Genomic DNA, 19,318 nt, shown 5'->3' with positions numbered 1-19,318 from the left:
GTATAGTAAAGCCCATCTTATTCACCTGCCCGCTTGCCCGGCCCCAATAAAAGCAATTTGGAGCGGCAAAGGGGGTAGCAAATAGCTGGCAAGTCAATATGTTCCAGCAAATTCAAGGGTTTACGAAATCATGCTGCTGATGATCGACAACTACGACTCTTTTACCTACAACCTGGTGCAGTATTTCGGCGAGCTGCAACAAGAGGTAAAGGTGTTTCGCAATGATGAAATCACCCTGGAAGAAATCGAAGCCTTGCAGCCGCAGTATCTGGTGATTTCCCCCGGCCCCTGCACGCCGAACGAGGCCGGGATTTCGGTAGCGGCCATCAAGCACTTTGCCGGCAAGCTGCCCATCATGGGGGTGTGCCTGGGCCATCAGGGTATCGGCCAGGCCTTTGGCGGCAATATCATTCACGCCAAGCAACTGATGCATGGCAAGGTGTCGCCGGTGCACCATCACAATATCGGCATGTTCCGTGACCTGCCCAATCCGGTGAGCTGCACCCGTTATCACTCGCTGGTGATCGAGCGCGAAACACTGCCGGATTGCCTGGAAATCACCGCCTGGACCGACGACGGCGAAATCATGGGTGTGCGCCACAAAACCCTGCCCATCGAGGGCGTGCAGTTCCATCCCGAGTCCATCCTGACCGAGCATGGCCACCGCATGCTGGACAACTTCCTCAAGGAATTCGCCTGAGCGAATGACTGACGGCCCCGCCTGTCACGGTCGGGGCCTGCTTTGCCGTGCTGCCACGACAGCCCCGCCCGAGATTCAAGGACCTTCATCATGCTGACCCCCCAGGCCGCCCTCAACCGACTGATTGACGGCAACGAACTGTTTTTTGACGAAATGCTGGATCTGATGCGCCAGATCATGCGCGGCGAACTGACTTCGGCCCAGACGGCTGCCATTTTGATTGGTCTGCGCACCAAGGTGGAAAGCGTGTCGGAAATCGCTGCGGCCGCCACGGTGATGCGCGAGTTTGCCACGCCAGTGCCGGTACAGCTGCGCGAGCACCTGATCGATACCTGCGGCACCGGTGGCGACAAGAGCCACACCTTTAATATCTCCACCACATCGGCCTTTGTCGTGGCGGCCGCCGGTGCGCGCGTAGCCAAGCATGGCGGGCGTTCGGTGTCGTCCAGCTCGGGGAGCGCCGACGTGCTGGAACTGCTGGGTGTCAATCTGGCGCTCAGCCCCGAACAAGTGGCCCGCTGCATCGATGAGATCGGCGTCGGCTTCATGTTCGCCCCCAATCACCACAGTGCGATGAAGCATGTTGCCCCCATCCGCAAGGAACTGGGCGCGCGCACCATCTTCAATATCCTGGGACCGCTGACCAACCCGGCCAATGCCGATCACCAGATCATGGGCGTGTTCCACCCCGACCTGGTCGGCATCCAGTCGCGGGTGCTGAAGCAGCTGGGCAGCAAGCATGTGATGATCGTGCACGGTCTGGACGGGCTGGATGAAATCACCCTCAGCGACCGCACCATGGTGGCCGAACTGAAAGACGGCCAGATCGAGGAATACATCCTGGACCCGCGCGAACTGGGTTTCAGCTTCTTCGAACTCAAGGACATCCAGGCCACCAGCGCCACCGCTTCACGCGACATCCTGCTGTCGGTACTGGACAACCAGCCTGGCCCGGCGCGGGACATCGTCCTGCTCAATGCCGGCGCAGCGATTTATACTGCCGACATTTGCGCCACGCTGCCGGAAGGCATTGCGCTGGCGCGTGAAGTACTGGCCAGCGGCCAGGCGCGCGCCAAGCTGCAGCAACTGATAGCGCTGAGCCAGTCACTGGCTGCGTAACCCCGTTTTTGCACGTCCGGCCACCCGCTGTGGCCGGACGGTTTTACCACTGATTCCTGCTTCTCGAGATATTGCCTACCATCATGCGCACACCATCCCAAGACATTTTCAAGGCTTACGATATTCGCGGCATTGTCGGCAAGACGCTGACAGTGGAAGCCGCCCAGCAAATCGGCCATGCCATCGGCTCGGAAGCCGTGGCACGCAAGGTCAAGGCCATCGTCATTGGCCGTGATGGCCGCCTGTCTGGCCCCGATCTGAGCGATGCACTGGCCAATGGCATCCGTGCCGCCGGGGTGGATGTCATCGATGTCGGCCGTGTGGCCACGCCCATGCTGTATTTTGCAGCTTACGAACTGGGCACGCTGTCTGGCGTCATGGTGACCGGCAGCCACAACCCACCGGACTACAACGGTTTCAAGATGATGCTGGCCGGCGACACCCTGGCCGGCGAAGACATCCAGGCGCTGTATCAACGCATCAAGAGCGGCAAGCTGGCTACAGGTGCCGGCAACTACAGCACCCATAACATTACCGAGGCCTACCTGACGCGCATCACCAGTGATATCAAGCTGGAACGCAATATGAACATCGTGGTGGATTGCGGCAATGGCATCGCCGGTGACTTTGCCCCCGTGCTGTTCCGTCGCCTGGGCTGCCGCGTGCGCGAGCTGTTCTGCACCGTGGATGGCACCTTCCCCAATCACCACCCGGACCCGGCCAAACCGGAAAACCTGCAGGACGTGATCGAAGCGCTGGCCAAGACCGATTCCGAGCTGGGCCTGGCTTTTGATGGTGACGGCGACCGCCTGGGCGTGGTCACCAAGGAAGGCAATATCATCTGGCCAGACCGCCAGCTGATGCTGTTTGCTGCCGACGTGCTGGAGCGCAACCCCAAGGCCAAGGTGATTTACGACGTCAAATCCACCCGTCTGCTCAAACCGTGGATTCTGGAAAACGGTGGCGAGCCGGTGATGGCCCGTACCGGTCACAGTTTCATCAAGGCCAAGATCAAGGAAACCGGCGCGCTGCTCGCCGGCGAAATGAGCGGCCATGTGTTCTTCAAGGAGCGCTGGTATGGCTTTGACGACGGCATGTATGCCGGCGTGCGCCTGCTGGAAGTATTGTCGCGGGTAGAAGACCCCAGCGCCGTGCTCAATGCCCTGCCCAATGCCATTTCCACACCGGAACTCAACCTGAAAATGCAGGCCGAGGGCGAAAACCACGCCCTGATCGCCAAGTTGCAACAGACTGCCAGCTTTGACGGTGCCGAGGAAATCAACACCCTGGACGGCCTGCGCGTGGAGTATGCCGACGGTTTCGGCCTGGCGCGCGCCTCCAACACCACCCCGGTTATCGTGCTGCGTTTCGAAGCGGATAATGCCGAAGCACTGGAACGCATCAAGGCCGACTTCCGCCGCGTACTGGCCACCGCAACGGATGCCAAACTGCCGTTCTGAACGGAAATAGTGCAGTAGCGGCCGCTTGCCCTATAATGGCGGCCGAACCAGACCACAGGGGACATGGCAGGCCATGTCCCCTGTCATTATTGACAAGGGATGGCCCATCGCGGCCCCCTGTCCCGAAAGGATGAGCATGTACGCCCAGGCTGCCAGCAGCTTTACCACCGTGCGCGATCTGCTGCGTTTTGCGGTGTCGCGTTTCAATCAGGCCGGCCTGACCTATGGCCACGGCACCGACAACGCCCACGATGAAGCCGCCTACCTGATTCTGACTATGCTGAAGCTGCCAATCGACCGGCTGGAACCCTATCTGGACGCACGCCTGCTACCCACTGAAGTCAAGGACATCATCGACCTGATCGAACGCCGGGCCGAAGAAAAAGTGCCGGTGGCCTACCTCACGCACGAAGCCTGGCAGGGCGAGTTCAGCTTCTATGTGGACGAACGCGTGCTGGTGCCGCGCTCCTTCATCTACGAGCTGCTGGGCGAGCCGCTGCAGCCGTGGATCGAACATCCGGAACTGGTGCACCGCGCACTGGACTTGTGTACCGGCTCGGGCTGCCTGGCCATCCAGCTGGCGCATCACTACCCGGATGCCGAAATCGACGCCGTCGACATTTCGCTGGATGCGCTGGAAGTGGCGGCCATCAATGTGCAGAACTACGGCCTGGAAGAGCAGATCCAGCTGATCCACAGCGATCTGTGCGAAGGGCTGGAAGAACCCTACGACCTGATCATCGCCAACCCGCCCTATGTGGATGCCGAATCGGTGGACGCGCTGCCGCAGGAATACCTGCACGAGCCGGAAATCGCGCTGGGCTCCGGCGAAGACGGCCTGGATGCCACCCGCGAAATCCTGCGCCGCGCACCGGATCTGCTGACTGAGCAAGGCGTGCTGCTGGTGGAAATCGGCCACAACCGCGAGATGCTGGAAGAATGCTTCCCCAACCTGCCCTTCATGTGGATGGAAACCGCCAGCGGTGATGGCTTTGTCTTCTTGCTGACCCGCGAAGACCTGGTCAACGGCCTGGCACTGGATGAGGCTGCCGAATAAGGCAGCGCCCGCTCCAATAGCAAAAGCCGGACAATTGTCCGGCTTTTTTCATATATACCCACCGACCTGCTAGTGGCTGAAACCGTAGTTCCACAGCAGCAGGCTGCTGGTAAACAGCATGATCAGGCCAATGGCGCAGTCAAGCACGCGCCAGCTGCTTTCCTTCTGGAAAAAAGGCGCCAGCTTGCCAGCAAAAAAACCGATACCGGCAAACCACAGCACCGACGCCGTGATGCTGCCCAGAATGAAAGAAGGCGCAGCCAGGCTACCGTATACCGATGCCACGCTGCCGATCAGTATCACGGTATCCAGCCAGACATAGGGATTGAGCAGCGTCACCAGCAAGATGGTACGAATGGCGCGTTTGCGGTCACGCTCCACCGACCCTTCCAGCTTGAGCGCGCCGGGGTGAGCGGCTGCGCGGAAGGACTTGAAACCCAGCCACAACAGAAAAGCCGCACCCAACCAGGCCACGGTCTGCACGAAACCGGGAATGGCACCGATGATCTTGCCCATGCCCAGCACACCACAGCTGATCAGCAGCACATCCGCCACAATGCAGATCAGCACGATGGGCAGGATATGGCTGCGACCAATCCCCTGCCGGATGATGAAGGCGTTTTGCGGGCCGATACCCACGATCTGGCTGGTGGACAGCCCCAGCGCAGCCAGATAGACATTCAAGTTGAACATGATTTTCTCGCCATACAAGCGGCAGCGCTGCCAGGTGGCAAAGCGAGCCATGAATAGGCGCGTAGCTTAAAGTCAATTTGAATAGAAGTTAAGCTAATAATTTTTATACACGATAAGAAATTCTGATTTTAGTCCTCGCCCTGGCAGGCGCGATATTCCAGCAAGCCCGGCAACTGGCTCTTGAAGAAATCAATCAACACCCGCACCGCCGGTGACAAACCACGGCGCGTCGGATACAGCATCACCAGCCGCCCATCTTTGGGCCGCCACTGTGGCAGCAGCAACTGCAAGCGCCCATCGGCCAACTCTTCCGCGCAGCTATACAGCGGCAGCCCGGCTACCCCCAGTCCAGCCAGTACCGCCTGCTTCAGCGTTTGTACATTGTCGCTGCGCAGTAGCACATTCACGCGCACATCCTGGTAGCTGCCAGATTCGTGACGCAACAGCAAGACATCAGTGCCACCATCCAGCGGGCCAAACTGCAGGCTGCCACACCCCTCCAGCTGTTGCGGCCATAGAACATCCCCCGCTTGCGCCAGCCAGGCCGGCGTGGCCAGCAGACCCCACTGCGCCGTACACAGGCTGACTTGCACCAGGCTGGAAGATGCCTGTTCGAAACCGACACCGCGCACCACCACATCCACCCCCTCTTCCAGCAAGTCCACCTGGCGGTTGCTGGCCTGCACCGACAATTTCACCTTGGGATAGCGCTGCATGAAGTCGGGCAGCAAGCGCGACAACACGGCATCGGCAATGGCAATCGGCACGCTCAGCCGCACCTGGCCACTGGGCTCCTGCTGGCGCTGGCGCACGGCAGCCTCACCCGCCTGCGCCTCGGCCAGCATGGCCAGGCAGTGGGCATACAGTGCCTCGCCAGCATCGGTCAGCCGCAGACTGCGCGAGTTACGCTGCAGCAGGCGTGTTTCCAGCCGCTCCTCCAGCAGGCTGACCCGGCGCGAAATACGCGACTTGGGCAGGCCCAGGGTACGGGCGGCTGCGCTGAAGCCCTGGCGCTGTACTACCTGGGAGAACAGAAACAGATCATTCAAATCAAGCGCGAGCGGAATCATGGGTATTTCCTTGCAGACAGTCTGCAGATTATCGTTCCACCAGCGGAACGATAAATACGATTTTTCCTATATTTTAATCCTGAGTGCTTTGTCCATAATACCTCCACGCAATCAAGCCTTTCGTACAGTCCCTACCCAAACCAGGCAACGGGGGCATGGCCAGATTGCTTCAACCACAACGCAAAGGACCAAGCCATGAAAATCCGTCAACTGCTCACCGCCACCCTGGTCGGCCTCGCCACCCTGTCCGCTGCCAGCGTCTCCCTGCCGGCCGCCGCTGCCACTACGGCAGCCGCTCAGCAAAACGCCAACCTCAGCATGCTGTCGCGTGACAATGCCGTATTGCTGCTGGTTGACCATCAGGTCGGCCTGATCAGCGGTGTGCGTGATACCACGGTTGGCGATCTGAAGCACAACGTCGTGGCACTGGCCAAGGCCGCGCGCACCCTGGGCGTACCGGTTATCGTGACTGCCACCATGCCGGACGGCATGTGGGGTCCGACCATGCCGGAACTGACCGCAGCCCTGCCGGGTGTACAAGTCATCAGCCGTACCGTGATCAATGCCTGGGAAGACCCGAAAGTCCGCGCTGCCATTGAAAAAACCGGCCGCAAGCAAATCATCGTCGCCGGCGTGTCGCTGGAAATCTGTGCCAGTTTCCCGGCACTGTCGGCCAAGGCCGCTGGCTATGACACCCGTGTCGTACTGGATGCTTCCGGTACCTTCAATGAAGCCAAGCGCACTGCCGGCCTGCAACGCCTGCTGGGTGCCGGCATCCCGGTCACCGACTATGCCACGGTAGCGGTGGAAATGCTGCGTAGCAACGTCGACCCCAAGGCGCATGATGTCTACGGCGATCTGGACATGCCGTTTGCCACCCTGGTATGGCAGATGCAAAGCGGCTTCACCAAGAAGTAAGCCGCAGCAGTGAGCACAGCCAGCGCCCACATGGCGGCGCTGGCTGCAAACAGCCTTCCATCAAGCCAGACAGAGCAGATTCATCATGAAACAAGCAGACAAGGTGGCCGTGATCACCGGCGGTTCGCGTGGTATTGGCGCAGCCATTGCCCGCAAGCTGGCCAGCCAGGGCGCGCAGGTGGTGATTGTTTATCGCAGCAATCAGCAGCAGGCCGAGCATGTCGTTGCCGACATCATCAGCCAGGGTGGCAAGGCGGCAGCCTATGCAGCCGATGTCAGCCAGGAAGCGGCCGTGCGCGATGTGCTATCCGCCATTGCCACACGCTTTGGCCGCATCGACATCCTGATCAACAATGCCGGCGTGTTCGAAGGTCGCAGTCTGGCCGACGTCGATGCCGAGCATATTGCCCGTGTTTTCGACGGCAATATGGGCAGCATGCTGCTGATGACCCGTCATGCCCTGCCGTTTTTCCCGGAGCAAGGCGGACGCATAGTCAACCTGTCCAGCAACCTGATTTACTCACCGCGCATCGGCACGGCCATTTACTCGGCCAGCAAGGCGGCCGTCTCGGTACTGACCCACGCCTATGCACTGGAACTGGGGCCGCGTGGCATTACCGTCAATGCAGTGGCACCGGCGATGACCGAAACCGACATGACCGCAGCCACACCGCTGGCCCGCCGCGAAGCCGTGGCCAATGGCACACCGTTGGGCCGGGTGGCGCAACCGCAAGACATCGCCGACGTGGTGGCATTCCTGGCCAGTGAAGACGCGCGCTGGATAACCGGCCGCACCCTGCTGACCGATGGCGGCCTGACCGATGCCCTGTAATGCAGCAGCTGACATGCATGTATTGACGGTTGAACTCACCATCAAACCGGAATGTGTGGCGGATTTCCTGCTAGAACTACAGCAGTTCAGCCGTTTCATTCTGCAGCAAGAGGCAGACTGCCTGCGCTTCGAGATCTTCCAGGATGACGACGACCCCTGCCGCATCCTGCTGCTGGAAGGCTGGAGCAGCCGCCGTCATCTGGAAGAGGTGCAGTTGCAGCGCGCTTACTACCAGCCCTATTTCGCCAAGGTGCACACCATGTTTGCGGCAGAACGGCAGCTGCGGCACTGGCAGCCCCTACCACTTTAGCGTGGCTAACAAAAATGCGTGTTCCCGTGGCCAAAACCGCAGCACGCTTTTAGTTAGCCGCTCTCAACAACGCTGCGGCCGCTTGGCCCGGCGGCAATCAGGATACCCGCAAGATGACGCAATTGAAGATTTCCGCACCGGTCCACGGCCAGCCGCTCACCATCGGCAGTGGCTTCCAGGCCCAGCATTTTGGCGAACAGATGTTCCACGGGCTGATCGACCCGGTGGTGATGGTGGATCACTTCCACATGACCGCCACTACCTTCGAACCCCACCCCCACGCCGGCATTTCCGCCGTCACCTATATGTTCGAAGACGCAGCCAGCCCGCATGTCAATTATGACTCCATGGGCAATCAGGGGCCTATCGTACCGGGAGCCCTGCACTGGCTGGCCGCAGGACGCGGCGCCGTGCATACCGAACAGCCGGAAGGCATCAACCCGCACGTGCATGCATTGCAGATTTTCGTCAATCTGCCGGCCAGCAAGAAAATGCAGGCGCCATTTGCCGTGCATGCCGAGCCGACAGACATCCCGGAATACCACGCCCCCGGCATGCGGGTACGCGTTGCCGCCGGCAGCAGCAACGGCATCCATGCCGCCCACACGGCAGCGCTGCCGGAAGCCTTTACCTTGCTGGATGGTTTTGTTGATCCCGGCCAGCGCTTCGCCCATGTGCTGGAGCCGGGCTGGAATGCCATGCTCTACGCCATCAGCGGTCCCTTACAGCTACAGGCAGCAGGACAAACGGCTGACATCCCCGCGGGGAGCGCAGTTGGCATTGGCCTGGATGCCACGGCAGCGCAAGGGGCCGAACTACAGCTATACGCTGCCGAGGGCTGCCATTTTGTCTTGCTGTCCGGCCCGGCGCTGAAGGAGCCACTGGTCAAGCACGGGCCCTTCGTGATGAATAGCGCCGAGGAAATCAACGACCGTATCCACGCTTACCAGCGCGGCGAATTCGGCCAGTTGAGCGACGACTGGCTGCACAACAGCCGGCAGCCCGCATGACGACGCCGGCCCAGCCTGCAACAGCACCGGCCACCCACTGGCCGGCCTTGCTGATTGCCATTTTCGCCGGGGCTGCCGGGGCCTTCTGTCTGGGCAAGGTGCCGGCGGTACTTGGCCTGCTGCGGCATGAGCTGGGGCTGAATCTGGTGCAAGGCGGCTGGATCGCCTCGGCTTTCAATAGCCTCGCCATTGTGCTCAGCCTGTTCATGGGCTTGCTGCTGGCACGCTGGAATGCCCTGCAAGCCGGCGTCATCGGCCTGCTGCTGTTGCTGCTGGGCGGCGGACTGGCCCTGCCGGCAGGCGGGCTGGACATGATGCTGGTATCGCGGGTGATCGAAGGCATCGGCTTCTTGCTGGTATCGGTGGCCATGCCCAGCATGATCGTCAGCCTGGCCAGCGAGCGGGACAAGCGGCTGGCACTCAGCCTGTGGGCGGTGAATCTGCCGCTGGGGGCGGCCATCGGCATGCTGCTGACACCCGCGCTGGCACAAGTTGGCGGCTGGCGACTAGCCTGGCTGGCCGGCATGGCGCTGCAATTGCTGGCTTTGCTATTGCTGCTGGCGTGCAAACCGGCCTTCCGCCAGCGCAGCTTGCACAGCGCCACCCATACAGATGCGCAGGCAGCGCCATTCGCCGTGCTGCGCCAGCCCGCTGTGTGGCGTTATGGCCTCGCTTTCATGCTGTATACCCTGATGCTATGGGCAGTGTTTGTGTGGTTGCCCTCGATGTTGCATGGCCGGCCAGAGCTGAGCGCCAGTCGCATCGCCCTGCTGTCGGCGCTGGCCGTGGTGGCGAATATCCCCGGCAACCTCGCCGGAGCCTGGCTGCTGCGTCGTGGCATGGGGCGCGATACGCTGATTTGCGCGGCACTGGGGCTGATGGGGCTGAGCGGCCTGCTTGCCTTCTGGCCCGGCCTGTCGCCGGATAGGGCTTATCTGCTTTGTCTGGCGCTCTCCTTCTGTGGTGGCGCGGTACCGCCGGCGGCCTTGTCTTCTGCCCACGGGCTAAGCCGTGGACCAGTGCAGCTGGCCATTCTGCAAGGCTACTTCGTGCAACTGGCCAATCTCGGCCAGTTACTCGGCCCCTTGCTGCTGGCAGCCATGGTAGCCGGCTCCACCGACTGGAGCGTGGCGCGCTGGCTGTTTCTGGCGGGTGCCCTGCTCGCCGCCATGCTGTTTGCCATGCGGCCACGCAGCCATTAGCATGGCTTTCTTCTGTCATCGCCGGAGCCTGCCGTGCTCGACCCGAAACAACTGGAAGCCCTGTCCGCCGTGGTGGACAGCGGCGGCTTCGACAAGGCGGCACGCAAGCTGTTTCTGACCCAGTCGGCCATTTCCCAACGCATACGTCAGCTGGAAGAAAACCTGGGGCAGCCGGTGCTCACCCGCACCAGCCCACCGGCCCCCACCACCGCAGGCCGCCTGCTGCTGCAACACTTCCGCCAGCTCAGCCTGATGGAAGGTGAGCTGCTCAACACCCTGCTGCCGGATGGCGAGCAAAGCGACTTCACCACGCTGGCCGTGGGAGTGAATGCCGACAGCCTCGCCACCTGGTTTCTGCCAGCCGTGCAAGCACTCATGCAGCGCCGCCGCTTGCTGTTCGACGTGATGATGGATGACCAGGACTACACCCACGAGCTAATGCGCAGCGGCCATGTCGCCGGCTGCATCGGCACCCGGGATACGCCAATACAAGGTGGCGAATGCCATTTCCTCGGCTGCATGCGCTATCTGTGCCTGGCCACGCCGGACTTTGCCACTCGCTACTTTGCCGACGGTTTTACTCACGCGGCACTGGCGCAGGCACCGGCCATCATTTTCAGTGGCAAGGATGATCTGCACAGCCAGTTTCTGCGCCAGGTGGCCGGCTATGACGGCAGCACGCCCCACATCACCCTGCCCACGCCACAGGGTTTCGTACAGGCAACCCGGCTGGGGCTGGCCTACAGCCTGCTGCCGGAGCTGATGATAGACGATGACCTGGAGAGTGGCCGCCTGCTGGATTTGCTGCCCGGCCAGTATGTCGACCTGCCCTTGTACTGGCATCACTGGCGGGTGGAGTCTTCGCTGGCTGGCGATCTGAGTACCGCCCTGCTGGGCTGGGCGCAGCAGGTATTACGTCAGCAGCTGCCCGAGCGTTGACAGCGGCCAGCAGCGGGGGCAAGATCACGCGCCCTGCTTCAGGATCAGAAAACATGCCGCAGCACACCCCCACCCCGGCCCAGTGGGCCGCGCTTGAACAAGCCGCGCGCACGGCAGCCCGCCGCGCCTATGTGCCCTACAGCCGCTTCGCCGTCGGTGCCGCCATCCTGGATGCACAGGGGCAGATCCACCCCGGCTGCAATGTGGAAAACGCCAGCTATGGCCTGGCCAACTGCGCCGAGCGCACCGCCATCTATTCGGCCCGTGTATTACACGATCTGCAGGAGATTGTGGCGGTCTGCGTCTACACCCCCACCGCCACCCCTACTTCACCCTGCGGCGCTTGCCGTCAGGTACTAAACGAATTTGGCCCTGGCATGCTGGTACGCTGCATTTGCGATGGCAGCGAGTGCATCGACACCACGCTGGATGTCTTGCTGCCCCATGCCTTTGGCCCAAACAACCTGAGCGATGCGGCCAGTTCTTGCTAGCTGCCGACAGCCTGCCCGGCTTGTTCTCGCGCAACGCACATAAAAAAACGGAAGCCCATGGGCTTCCGTTTTGTTTTGCTGCCGAACTGCTTAGCCCACCCAGCGACGTGCCGAGGCAAACATGCGGAACCAGGCGCCGTTCTCGCCCCAGTTATCCGGGTGCCAGCTGTTCTGCACGGTGCGGAACACGCGTTCCGGGTGCGGCATCATGATGGTGAAGCGACCATCAGCGGTGGTGACACCAGTAATACCGGCCGGCGAGCCGTTGGGGTTGAGCGGATAGGTTTCGGTGGCGCGGCCATCGAAATCAACATAGCGCAGCGCAGTGATCACGCCATCCTGTGCACCCGGGGCAAACACGGCACGGCCTTCGCCATGGCTGACCACCACCGGCAGCTGGCTACCCACCATATCGGCCAGGAAGATGGACGGCGACTCGGTGACTTCCACCATGGTGAAGCGCGCTTCAAACTGCTCGGAGGCATTGCGCTGGAACTTCGGCCAATGCTGTGCGCCCGGAATGATGCCGGACAGATTGGACATCATCTGGCAGCCATTGCACACGCCCAGCGCGAAGGTATCGCCGCGCTGGAAGAAGGCTTCGAACTGCTCGCGGGCACGCGGGTTGAACAGCACACTCTTGGCCCAGCCTTCACCAGCACCCAGTACGTCGCCATAGCTGAAGCCACCGCAAGCAGCCAGGCCCTTGAAATCAGCCAGCGATACGCGACCGCTGATGATGTCGCTCATGTGCACGTCGACTGCCTGGAAACCGGCGCGGTCAAAGGCGGCACCCATTTCCAGCTGACCGTTCACACCCTGCTCGCGCAGGATGGCCATGCGCGGACGCGCGCCGGTGGCGATGAACGGAGCGGCCGGATTTTCTTCGGTATCGAAGGACAGCTTGGCAAACAGACCATCCGACTTGGCATGGGACAACAGCAGATGCTCGCTATCGGCGCAGGCCGGATTGTCACGCATGCGTTGCAGGCGATAGCTGGTTTCGCTCCAGGCCTTGTGCAGATCGATACGGCTTTCGTTGAACAGCTCGCTGCCATGATGATTGATGACCAGGCGATCCTTGCTATTGATCTTGCCCAGCACAAACAGCTCGCGGCCGATGCCGGCAGCCATGAAGCGGGAAATCACCTCGGAAGTGTGTGCCTTTTTCACCTGCAGTACGGCACCCAGTTCCTCGTTGAACAGCACGCGCATGATGCGGCCATGGGTAGCGGCTTCCGGGGTCGGCTGCACGAAATCGTCGATCAGGCGCTGGGTGTTCTTGCGCTCGATCACCAGTTCCTGCAGATCAACCGTCAGGCCCACATGGCCGGCAAACATCATTTCCGCCAGCGTGGCAAACAGGCCGCCATCGGAACGGTCATGGTAGGCCAGCAGCATGTCGTCACGCAGCAGGCTTTGCACGGTATTGAAGAAGGCTGCCAGCTGGGCCGGGCTTTCCACGTCCGGCGCACGGCCTTCCATTGCCTTCCATACCTGGCCATAGATGGAACCACCCAGGCGGCAGCGGCCATAGCCCAGGTCCACCAGGATGATGTCGGTGTCTTTTTCATTGCGCAGCTGCGGGGTCACCGTCTTGCGCACGTCTTCCACCGGCGAGAAGGCGGTCACGATCAGCGAAACCGGTGCAGTCACCGACTTCTTCTCACCGTTTTCTTCCCACACGGTCTTCATCGACAGCGAGTCCTTGCCCACCGGGATGCTGATGCCCAGGTCCTGGCTCAGCTGCGATACCGCTTCCACGGTTTGGTACAGGCGCACTTCTTCGCCCGGATGACCGGCAGCAGCCATCCAGTTGGCGGACAACTTGATATTGCCGATGTGGCTGACAAAGCTGGCGGCGATATTGGTGAGCGATTCACCAATTGCCATACGGCCGGAGGCCGCGGCATTGAACAGCGCGGTCGGGGTGCGCTCGCCCATGGCCATGGCTTCACCACGATGGCTGTTGAAGCCCATGGTGGTGACGGCTACGTCGGCCACCGGCACCTGCCACGGACCAACCATCTGGTCACGCGCGGTCATGCCGCCCACCGAGCGGTCGCCGATGGTGATCAGGAAAGACTTGTCGGCCACGGCCGGATTACGCAGCACGCGGTAGGCGGTTTCCTTGAGCGGGAAGCGCGAAGCGTCGAACACGCGGAATTCCAGCGGCACGGTCTTCACGTCGCGGGTCATGCGCGGCGGCTTACCCAGCAACACTTCCAGCGGCATGTCTACCGGATTGTTGTTGAAGTGATCGTCGCGCACCTGCAGATGGCCATCGTCGGTGGCCACGCCCAGCACGGCGAACGGGCAACGCTCACGCTCGCAAATGGCGGTGAAGCGTTCCAGATCCTGCGGCAGAATGGCCAGCACGTAACGCTCTTGCGATTCGTTGGACCAGATCTGCATCGGGGTCATGCCCTTTTCTTCCAGATGCACCTTGCGCAGGTGGAAGATGGCACCACGACCGGCATCGTTCACCAGTTCCGGGAAGGCATTGGACAGACCGCCCGCGCCCACGTCGTGAATCGACACGATGGGGTTGTTGCTGCCGTACTGCCAGCAACGGTCGATCACTTCCTGACAGCGGCGCTCGATTTCCGGGTTGCCACGCTGTACCGAGTCGAAGTCCAGGTTTTCGCTGTTGGCACCGGTATCCATCGAGGATGCCGCACCACCACCCAGGCCGATCAGCAGGCTGGGGCCACCCAGCTGGATCAGCAAAGCGCCTTCCGGGATTTCGTTCTTGTGAATCTGTTGCTGCTGGATGCTGCCCAGACCACCGGCAATCATGATCGGCTTGTGATAGCCGCGCACTTCGCCATCCACCACTTCTTCAAAGGTACGGAAGTAGCCGGTCAGGTTGGGACGGCCGAATTCATTATTGAAGGCTGCGCCGCCAATCGGGCCATCCAGCATGATCTGCAGGGCGGAGGCAATACGACCGGGGCGGCCGTATTCGGCCTGCTGCTCGCCATACACTTCCCACGGCTGCACAAAGCCCGGGATATTCAGGTTGGACACGGTAAAGCCGGTCAGACCAGCCTTGGGGCGCGAACCACGGCCGGTAGCGCCTTCGTCGCGGATCTCGCCGCCCGAACCGGTGGAAGCACCGGGGAAAGGCGAAATGGCGGTCGGGTGATTGTGGGTTTCCACCTTCATCAGGATGTCGGTCGGTTCGGTGGTGAAACCGTACTCGGCCGTTTCCGGAGCCGGATAGAAGCGGTCGATGAAGGCACCCTCGATCACCGAGGCATTGTCCTTGTAGGCCACCAGCGTGCCTTCCGGATGCGCATCGTGCGTATCGCGGATCATGCGGAACAGCGACTTGCCCTGCTCTACGCCATCGATCACGAACTGGGCATTGAAAATCTTGTGACGGCAATGTTCCGAGTTGGCCTGGGCAAACATCATCAGCTCAACATCGGTGGGATTGCGGCCCATGCGGGTGAAATTTTCCACCAGGTAGACGATTTCGTCTTCGGACAAGGCCAGGCCCAGCGTGCGGTTGGCTGCTTCCAGTGCGGCGCGGCCACCACCCAGGATATCCACGCTGGTCAGCGGTTGCGGATCCATGTGCACGAACAGCTTGTCAGCGTCATCCAGCGCGGACAACACGGTTTCGGTCATGCGATCGTGCAAGAGGCCCGCCAAAACCTGACGAGCCTCTTCACTTAAAGATACACCGGCGGTGCTAACCCAGTAAGCCGTGCCGCGTTCGATGCGTAGCACTTGCTCCAGCCCGCAGTGGCGGGCGATGTCGGTGGCCTTGGATGCCCAGGGCGACAGCGTCCCCAGTCGTGGCGTCACCAGGAACAGCTCGCCTTGCGGCGCGTCCGCATGCGGGGCCTCGCCATAATTGAGCAGCTTGCCCAGAATATCTTGCTGTTCGGTCGAGAGTTGGCTTTCGCTTTCTGCGAAATGCCAGAATTCGGCTTTCACGCTGATCTCGGGCAAACCGGCCTCGGCCGCCGCAGCGAGAAGTTTTTCAAGACGAAACTGGGACAGGGCGGCACCGCCCCGCAGCTTGAGAATGGTCGACATGCAACACTCGCGACAAGTATCAGGAAAGCGCGTCATAATACAGCAAAACAGGCCGTGCATTAAGGCCATTCTGTGGCGAATGTCGGGCAATCAACCGTCCACAGCGCATTTCCGGAACAATAAAGTCACCGCAAGGAGCACCCGAGCATGAAAAAAATCGAAGCCGTGATCAAACCCTTCAAACTGGACGAAGTGCGCGAAGCCTTGTCCGACATCGGCATCAACGGCCTGACCGTGACCGAAGTCAAAGGCTTTGGCCGCCAGAAGGGCCATACCGAACTGTATCGCGGTGCCGAATACGTGGTGGACTTCCTGCCCAAGGTGAAAGTGGAAGTCATTCTGGCCGATGACCTGGTGGATCGAGCCATCGAATCCATCGTGGCCGCCGCCCGCACCGGCAAGATCGGCGACGGCAAGATCTTCGTCACCCCGGTGGAACAGGTCGTGCGCATCCGTACCGGCGAAACCAACGAAGACGCGATTTGATCAGCGCCCTGCTGCCGGCCTGGCTGGCAGCAGGCAAAGAAAAAGGCCGCAAACGCGGCCTTTTCAGCTGACTGCATGGTGGGAATTATTTCCACACCTTCCACCAAGGCATTTCCTCGACTGTCCACGGCTGGGACAGATAGGCGCTCTTGGGGTAGTTCAGGGCCAGCACGCGCTTGGCATCGCTGCTGAGCTGAGTCATGCCCAGCTTGTCGTAGGCGGTCACCATCAGCGCCAGCGCTTCTTCCGGATACTTGGTGTTGGAATACTCTTTCACCACACCCTGGGCGCGGTTGGCGGCGGCCAGGTAGGCGGTGCGCTTCATGTAGTAACGGGCCACGTGCATTTCACTGCCGCCCAGCGCATCCACCAAACGATCCATCTTTGCCAGCGCATCCGCACTATACTTGCTGCCGGGGAAACGGCTGGTCAGTTCGCGGAAAGCCAGGAATGATTCGCGGGCGGCCTTGGGGTCGCGCTCGCTCATGTCCTGACCAGCCCATTTCGACAACATGCCCTGGTCGTCGTTGTAATACACCAGGCCCTTGAGGTAGTACATGTAATCCACATTCGGGTGAGCCGGATGCAGCTTGATAAAGCGGTCGGCAGCGGCGATCGCCAGCTCCGGTTCATTGTCCTTGTAATGGGTATAGGCCAGGTCCATTTCGGCCTGCTGGGCGTAGCGACCATAGGGGTAGCGCGCTTCCAGCGTTTCGTACAGCTTGACAGCACGGGTATAATTACCGCTATTCAGTTCATCCCGAGCTTCCGAGTAGAGCTTTTCCACGGTCCAGCCGCGCGTTTCGTCGTAGGTTTCCGTGGTTGCACAACCGGCAAGCCCCATCACCAACATTGCTGCTACAACGTATCTTTTCATGACCGATCCTTACTTTGACTCGGAGGATTATAGCGATATCTCGGAAAACGAGGTATCTGCTCGACAACAGCTGGAGGTTCCGCTCTCTTTGGGTAGCGAACGCCTCGACGCAGCTCTTGCCAAACTCCTCCCCGATTACTCCCGCAGCCGCCTGACCCAATGGATCAAGGATGGCCATGTTCTGGTGGACGGCAAAGTCGTCCCCCCGAAAACCAGACTGCTGGGTGGCGAAAAGCTGGACGTTACCATTGTTCAGTCAAATGAAGAAATGGCTTTCCAGCCGGAAGCCATGGATTTGCCCATTGTTTACGAAGATGAACACATCCTGGTGGTGAACAAACCGGCCGGCCTGGTAGTGCATCCGGCCAGCGGCAACTGGACCGGCACCCTGCTCAACGGCCTGCTGCACCACTGCCCGTCGCTGGCGCATGTGCCGCGCGCCGGCATCGTGCACCGGCTGGACAAGGATACCAGCGGCCTGATGGTGGTCGCCAAGACCCTGCCGGCGCAAACCGAGCTGGTGCGCCAAATGCAGGCACGCAGCGTCAAGCGCATTTATCGCGCCATTGCCGATGGCATCGTCCCCTTCGACGGCACCATCAACACGCTGATCGGCCGCGATCCGCACAACCGCCTGCGCATGGCCGTGCTGAAGTTTGGTGGCAAGACCGCCATCACCCACGTGCGGGTGCTGGAACGTTACGACGCCCACTCCTATATCGAGTGCAAGCTGGAAACCGGTCGTACCCACCAGATTCGCGTACACATGAAGGAAGCGCGCCACCCGCTGGCCGGCGACCAGCTGTACGGCAACCCGCGCCACAAGATGGACGAAGACATCGCTGCCGTGGTGAAAGGCTTTGGTCGTCAGGCCTTGCATGCCTACAAGCTGGCGCTGATCCACCCGGCCACCGGCGAAGAGCGTAGCTGGCAAGCCCCGCTGCCGGACGACTTCCGCTTCCTGCTGGACACCCTGCGTGGTGAAAGCGGCGAACGCATGGAACAGGCCACGCCGCTTGCCGAAGAGTGGCACGAAGACGAGGACGATGATGACGAAGACGACGACGGCGACATCGAGGTCATCTATGTCCGTGACTGAAGCCGGCAACAACCCGCTGCTGCAGGCCGACTGGCCTGCTCCGGCTGCCGTGCGCACCCTGCTCACCACCCGCCAGGGTGGTGTCAGCCAGCCACCCTACGACAGCTTCAACCTGGGCACCCACGTGGGAGACCAGCCGGAAGCCGTTGCCGCCAACCGCGAACAGCTGCGCCTGCTGCTGCCGGACGAACCCGCCTGGCTCAACCAGGTACATGGCATCAATGTGGTGGACGCGGCCGACATCGGCGAAACCCTGCTGGATGCCGACGCCAGCGTCAGCCGCCAGCCGGGCAAGGTGTGCGTGGTGATGACAGCAGACTGCCTGCCGGTCTTGCTGTGTGACGACGCCGGCAGCGTGGTCGCCGCCGCCCATGCTGGCTGGCGCGGGCTGTGCGATGGCGTGCTGGAAGCTGCTGTCAGCGCCACCGGCGCGGCACCTGCCACGCTGATGGCCTGGCTGGGACCGGCCATCGGCCCGGATGCATTTGAAGTTGGCGCAGAAGTCCGCGCCGCCTTCATTGCCTGCGACGCAGCCGCCGCCACGGCCTTCACCGATATTGGCGAGGGCAAGTATCTGGCCGACATCTACCAGCTGGCGCGCCAGCGCCTGGCCGCTGCTGGCGTCAGCCGGGTCTATGGTGGCGACTTCTGCACCGTCATCGAGCGCGAGCGTTTCTTCTCCTATCGCCGCGACGGGGTAACCGGGCGCATGGCCAGCCTGATCTGGCTAGAGCCACAAGACTGACCCTGCCCCAGTGACAACGGCAGCCCCTGCACTTTATGGTGCGGCGGCCGCCGTTTTTCTTTGCCGCCCGCCCGGTCACTTGCCGCTCTCCATGAACTGTCATCGAATTTTCATGCCAATAGCGTAGCAGACACGCAACAGCGGCAAAACACCAGATGTTGTGGCAGACACGCATCACCCCCCAGAAGCTTGTCTTTATTGGATTTCCTGCCGGCACCAAAAGCAGGCAAGCCTGCCCCAAAAAATTCCTATCACCCTGC

General features: G+C 61.2%; 18 protein-coding genes. 14 read left to right on the top strand and 4 right to left on the bottom strand.

The features are described from left to right. Positions 1–130 precede the first annotated feature (130 nt). The 4 genes from DBR44_RS00225 to prmB all read left to right on the top strand — a co-directional run bounded on the left by DBR44_RS00225 (position 131) and on the right by prmB (position 4,336). Positions 131–700, top strand: coding sequence for an aminodeoxychorismate/anthranilate synthase component II (locus DBR44_RS00225; protein ID WP_124640896.1), 570 nt, complete (start codon positions 131–133; stop codon positions 698–700). Positions 701–790: 90 nt separating this feature from the next. After that, complete coding sequence (gene trpD / locus DBR44_RS00220) at positions 791–1,819, top strand: anthranilate phosphoribosyltransferase (protein ID WP_124640894.1); 1,029 nt, start codon at positions 791–793, stop codon at positions 1,817–1,819. A gap of 83 nt (positions 1,820–1,902) precedes the next feature. After that, positions 1,903–3,279, top strand: a complete 1,377-nt coding sequence (locus tag DBR44_RS00215) for a phosphomannomutase/phosphoglucomutase (protein ID WP_124640892.1) — start codon at positions 1,903–1,905, stop codon at positions 3,277–3,279. A 136-nt stretch (positions 3,280–3,415) separates the two neighbouring features. Further along, complete coding sequence (gene prmB, locus DBR44_RS00210; RefSeq protein WP_124640890.1) at positions 3,416–4,336, top strand: 50S ribosomal protein L3 N(5)-glutamine methyltransferase; 921 nt, start codon at positions 3,416–3,418, stop codon at positions 4,334–4,336. Positions 4,337–4,405: 69 nt separating this feature from the next. Here the strand turns inward: prmB and DBR44_RS00205 are convergent, their stop codons facing one another. Further along, complete coding sequence (locus DBR44_RS00205; protein WP_124640887.1) at positions 4,406–5,029, bottom strand: LysE/ArgO family amino acid transporter; 624 nt, start codon at positions 5,027–5,029, stop codon at positions 4,406–4,408. A 128-nt stretch (positions 5,030–5,157) separates the two neighbouring features. Then, the gene (locus tag DBR44_RS00200; protein ID WP_124640885.1) at positions 5,158–6,099 is read right to left on the bottom strand and encodes a LysR substrate-binding domain-containing protein; all 942 of its coding nucleotides are present in this window, start codon (positions 6,097–6,099) and stop codon (positions 5,158–5,160) included. A 195-nt stretch (positions 6,100–6,294) separates the two neighbouring features. Between DBR44_RS00200 and DBR44_RS00195 the strand changes: the two genes are divergently transcribed. The 7 genes from DBR44_RS00195 (at position 6,295) to DBR44_RS00165 (ending at position 11,801) form a co-directional block, all read left to right on the top strand. Continuing rightward, a complete protein-coding gene (locus DBR44_RS00195) occupies positions 6,295–7,017 on the top strand; it encodes an isochorismatase family protein (protein ID WP_124640883.1) in 723 nt (240 codons plus the stop codon). Positions 7,018–7,102: 85 nt separating this feature from the next. Then, positions 7,103–7,849: an SDR family NAD(P)-dependent oxidoreductase gene (locus DBR44_RS00190; protein WP_124640881.1), complete on the top strand. Its 747-nt coding sequence runs from the start codon at positions 7,103–7,105 to the stop codon at positions 7,847–7,849. 13 nt (positions 7,850–7,862) lie between these two features. After that, entirely contained in the window at positions 7,863–8,159 is a 297-nt protein-coding gene (locus tag DBR44_RS00185) for a putative quinol monooxygenase (RefSeq protein WP_158613523.1), read from the top strand. A gap of 113 nt (positions 8,160–8,272) precedes the next feature. After that, complete coding sequence (locus DBR44_RS00180) at positions 8,273–9,169, top strand: pirin family protein (protein ID WP_124640868.1); 897 nt, start codon at positions 8,273–8,275, stop codon at positions 9,167–9,169. After that, positions 9,166–10,371 (top strand): CynX/NimT family MFS transporter, encoded by a 1,206-nt coding sequence (locus tag DBR44_RS00175; protein ID WP_124640866.1) that lies wholly within the window; start codon positions 9,166–9,168, stop codon positions 10,369–10,371. The genes DBR44_RS00180 and DBR44_RS00175 overlap by 4 nt, the downstream gene beginning before the upstream one ends. A 33-nt stretch (positions 10,372–10,404) precedes the next feature. Then, positions 10,405–11,310 carry a LysR family transcriptional regulator ArgP gene (locus DBR44_RS00170; RefSeq protein ID WP_124640864.1) on the top strand — a complete coding sequence of 302 codons (906 nt, stop codon included), beginning with the start codon at positions 10,405–10,407 and terminating at the stop codon, positions 11,308–11,310. A 53-nt stretch (positions 11,311–11,363) separates the two neighbouring features. Beyond that, the gene (locus tag DBR44_RS00165) at positions 11,364–11,801 is read left to right on the top strand and encodes a cytidine deaminase (protein WP_124640862.1); all 438 of its coding nucleotides are present in this window, start codon (positions 11,364–11,366) and stop codon (positions 11,799–11,801) included. A 90-nt stretch (positions 11,802–11,891) separates the two neighbouring features. Here DBR44_RS00165 and purL read toward each other — a convergent pair whose 3' ends face one another. Then, complete coding sequence (gene purL, locus DBR44_RS00160; protein WP_124640860.1) at positions 11,892–15,851, bottom strand: phosphoribosylformylglycinamidine synthase; 3,960 nt, start codon at positions 15,849–15,851, stop codon at positions 11,892–11,894. 147 nt (positions 15,852–15,998) lie between these two features. Here purL and DBR44_RS00155 point away from each other — a divergent pair, with 147 nt between their 5' ends. Beyond that, complete coding sequence (locus tag DBR44_RS00155; protein WP_103524502.1) at positions 15,999–16,337, top strand: P-II family nitrogen regulator; 339 nt, start codon at positions 15,999–16,001, stop codon at positions 16,335–16,337. Positions 16,338–16,422: 85 nt separating this feature from the next. On the opposite strand, the gene DBR44_RS00150 is transcribed toward DBR44_RS00155, so the two are convergent. Continuing rightward, positions 16,423–17,214: an outer membrane protein assembly factor BamD gene (locus tag DBR44_RS00150; RefSeq protein ID WP_124640858.1), complete on the bottom strand. Its 792-nt coding sequence runs from the start codon at positions 17,212–17,214 to the stop codon at positions 16,423–16,425. Here DBR44_RS00150 and rluD point away from each other — a divergent pair. Together rluD and pgeF are read left to right on the top strand one after the other, a co-directional pair. Beyond that, entirely contained in the window at positions 17,213–18,313 is a 1,101-nt protein-coding gene (rluD, locus tag DBR44_RS00145; RefSeq protein WP_124640856.1) for a 23S rRNA pseudouridine(1911/1915/1917) synthase RluD, read from the top strand. The two genes, DBR44_RS00150 and rluD, sit on opposite strands and share 2 nt — an antisense overlap. Continuing rightward, positions 18,300–19,058 carry a peptidoglycan editing factor PgeF gene (pgeF, locus tag DBR44_RS00140; RefSeq protein ID WP_124640854.1) on the top strand — a complete coding sequence of 253 codons (759 nt, stop codon included), beginning with the start codon at positions 18,300–18,302 and terminating at the stop codon, positions 19,056–19,058. The genes rluD and pgeF overlap by 14 nt, the downstream gene beginning before the upstream one ends. Positions 19,059–19,318: the final 260 nt, after the last annotated feature.

The sequence above is a fragment of the Aquitalea sp. FJL05 genome (assembly GCF_003852595.1).
In the GTDB taxonomy this organism is placed as follows: Bacteria; Pseudomonadota; Gammaproteobacteria; order Burkholderiales; family Chromobacteriaceae; genus Aquitalea; species Aquitalea aquatilis.
This window is presented reverse-complemented; position numbering and strand designations above follow the sequence as displayed.

Excerpts from the sequence above, each read along its gene's own strand:
- DBR44_RS00190 (WP_124640881.1), top strand. The coding sequence starts at position 7,103 with ATGAAACAAGCAGACAAGGTGGCCGTGATCACCGGCGGTTCGCGTGGT.
- DBR44_RS00225 (WP_124640896.1), top strand. The coding sequence starts at position 131 with ATGCTGCTGATGATCGACAACTACGACTCTTTTACCTACAACCTGGTG.
- DBR44_RS00155 (WP_103524502.1), top strand. The coding sequence starts at position 15,999 with ATGAAAAAAATCGAAGCCGTGATCAAACCCTTCAAACTGGACGAAGTG.
- DBR44_RS00150 (WP_124640858.1), bottom strand. The coding sequence starts at position 17,214 with ATGAAAAGATACGTTGTAGCAGCAATGTTGGTGATGGGGCTTGCCGGT.
- pgeF (WP_124640854.1), top strand. The coding sequence starts at position 18,300 with ATGTCCGTGACTGAAGCCGGCAACAACCCGCTGCTGCAGGCCGACTGG.
- prmB (WP_124640890.1), top strand. The coding sequence starts at position 3,416 with ATGTACGCCCAGGCTGCCAGCAGCTTTACCACCGTGCGCGATCTGCTG.
- DBR44_RS00185 (WP_158613523.1), top strand. The coding sequence starts at position 7,863 with ATGCATGTATTGACGGTTGAACTCACCATCAAACCGGAATGTGTGGCG.
- DBR44_RS00175 (WP_124640866.1), top strand. The coding sequence starts at position 9,166 with ATGACGACGCCGGCCCAGCCTGCAACAGCACCGGCCACCCACTGGCCG.
- rluD (WP_124640856.1), top strand. The coding sequence starts at position 17,213 with ATGACCGATCCTTACTTTGACTCGGAGGATTATAGCGATATCTCGGAA.
- DBR44_RS00165 (WP_124640862.1), top strand. The coding sequence starts at position 11,364 with ATGCCGCAGCACACCCCCACCCCGGCCCAGTGGGCCGCGCTTGAACAA.
- DBR44_RS00205 (WP_124640887.1), bottom strand. The coding sequence starts at position 5,029 with ATGTTCAACTTGAATGTCTATCTGGCTGCGCTGGGGCTGTCCACCAGC.
- DBR44_RS00195 (WP_124640883.1), top strand. The coding sequence starts at position 6,295 with ATGAAAATCCGTCAACTGCTCACCGCCACCCTGGTCGGCCTCGCCACC.
- DBR44_RS00180 (WP_124640868.1), top strand. The coding sequence starts at position 8,273 with ATGACGCAATTGAAGATTTCCGCACCGGTCCACGGCCAGCCGCTCACC.
- DBR44_RS00200 (WP_124640885.1), bottom strand. The coding sequence starts at position 6,099 with ATGATTCCGCTCGCGCTTGATTTGAATGATCTGTTTCTGTTCTCCCAG.
- trpD (WP_124640894.1), top strand. The coding sequence starts at position 791 with ATGCTGACCCCCCAGGCCGCCCTCAACCGACTGATTGACGGCAACGAA.
- DBR44_RS00215 (WP_124640892.1), top strand. The coding sequence starts at position 1,903 with ATGCGCACACCATCCCAAGACATTTTCAAGGCTTACGATATTCGCGGC.
- purL (WP_124640860.1), bottom strand. The coding sequence starts at position 15,851 with ATGTCGACCATTCTCAAGCTGCGGGGCGGTGCCGCCCTGTCCCAGTTT.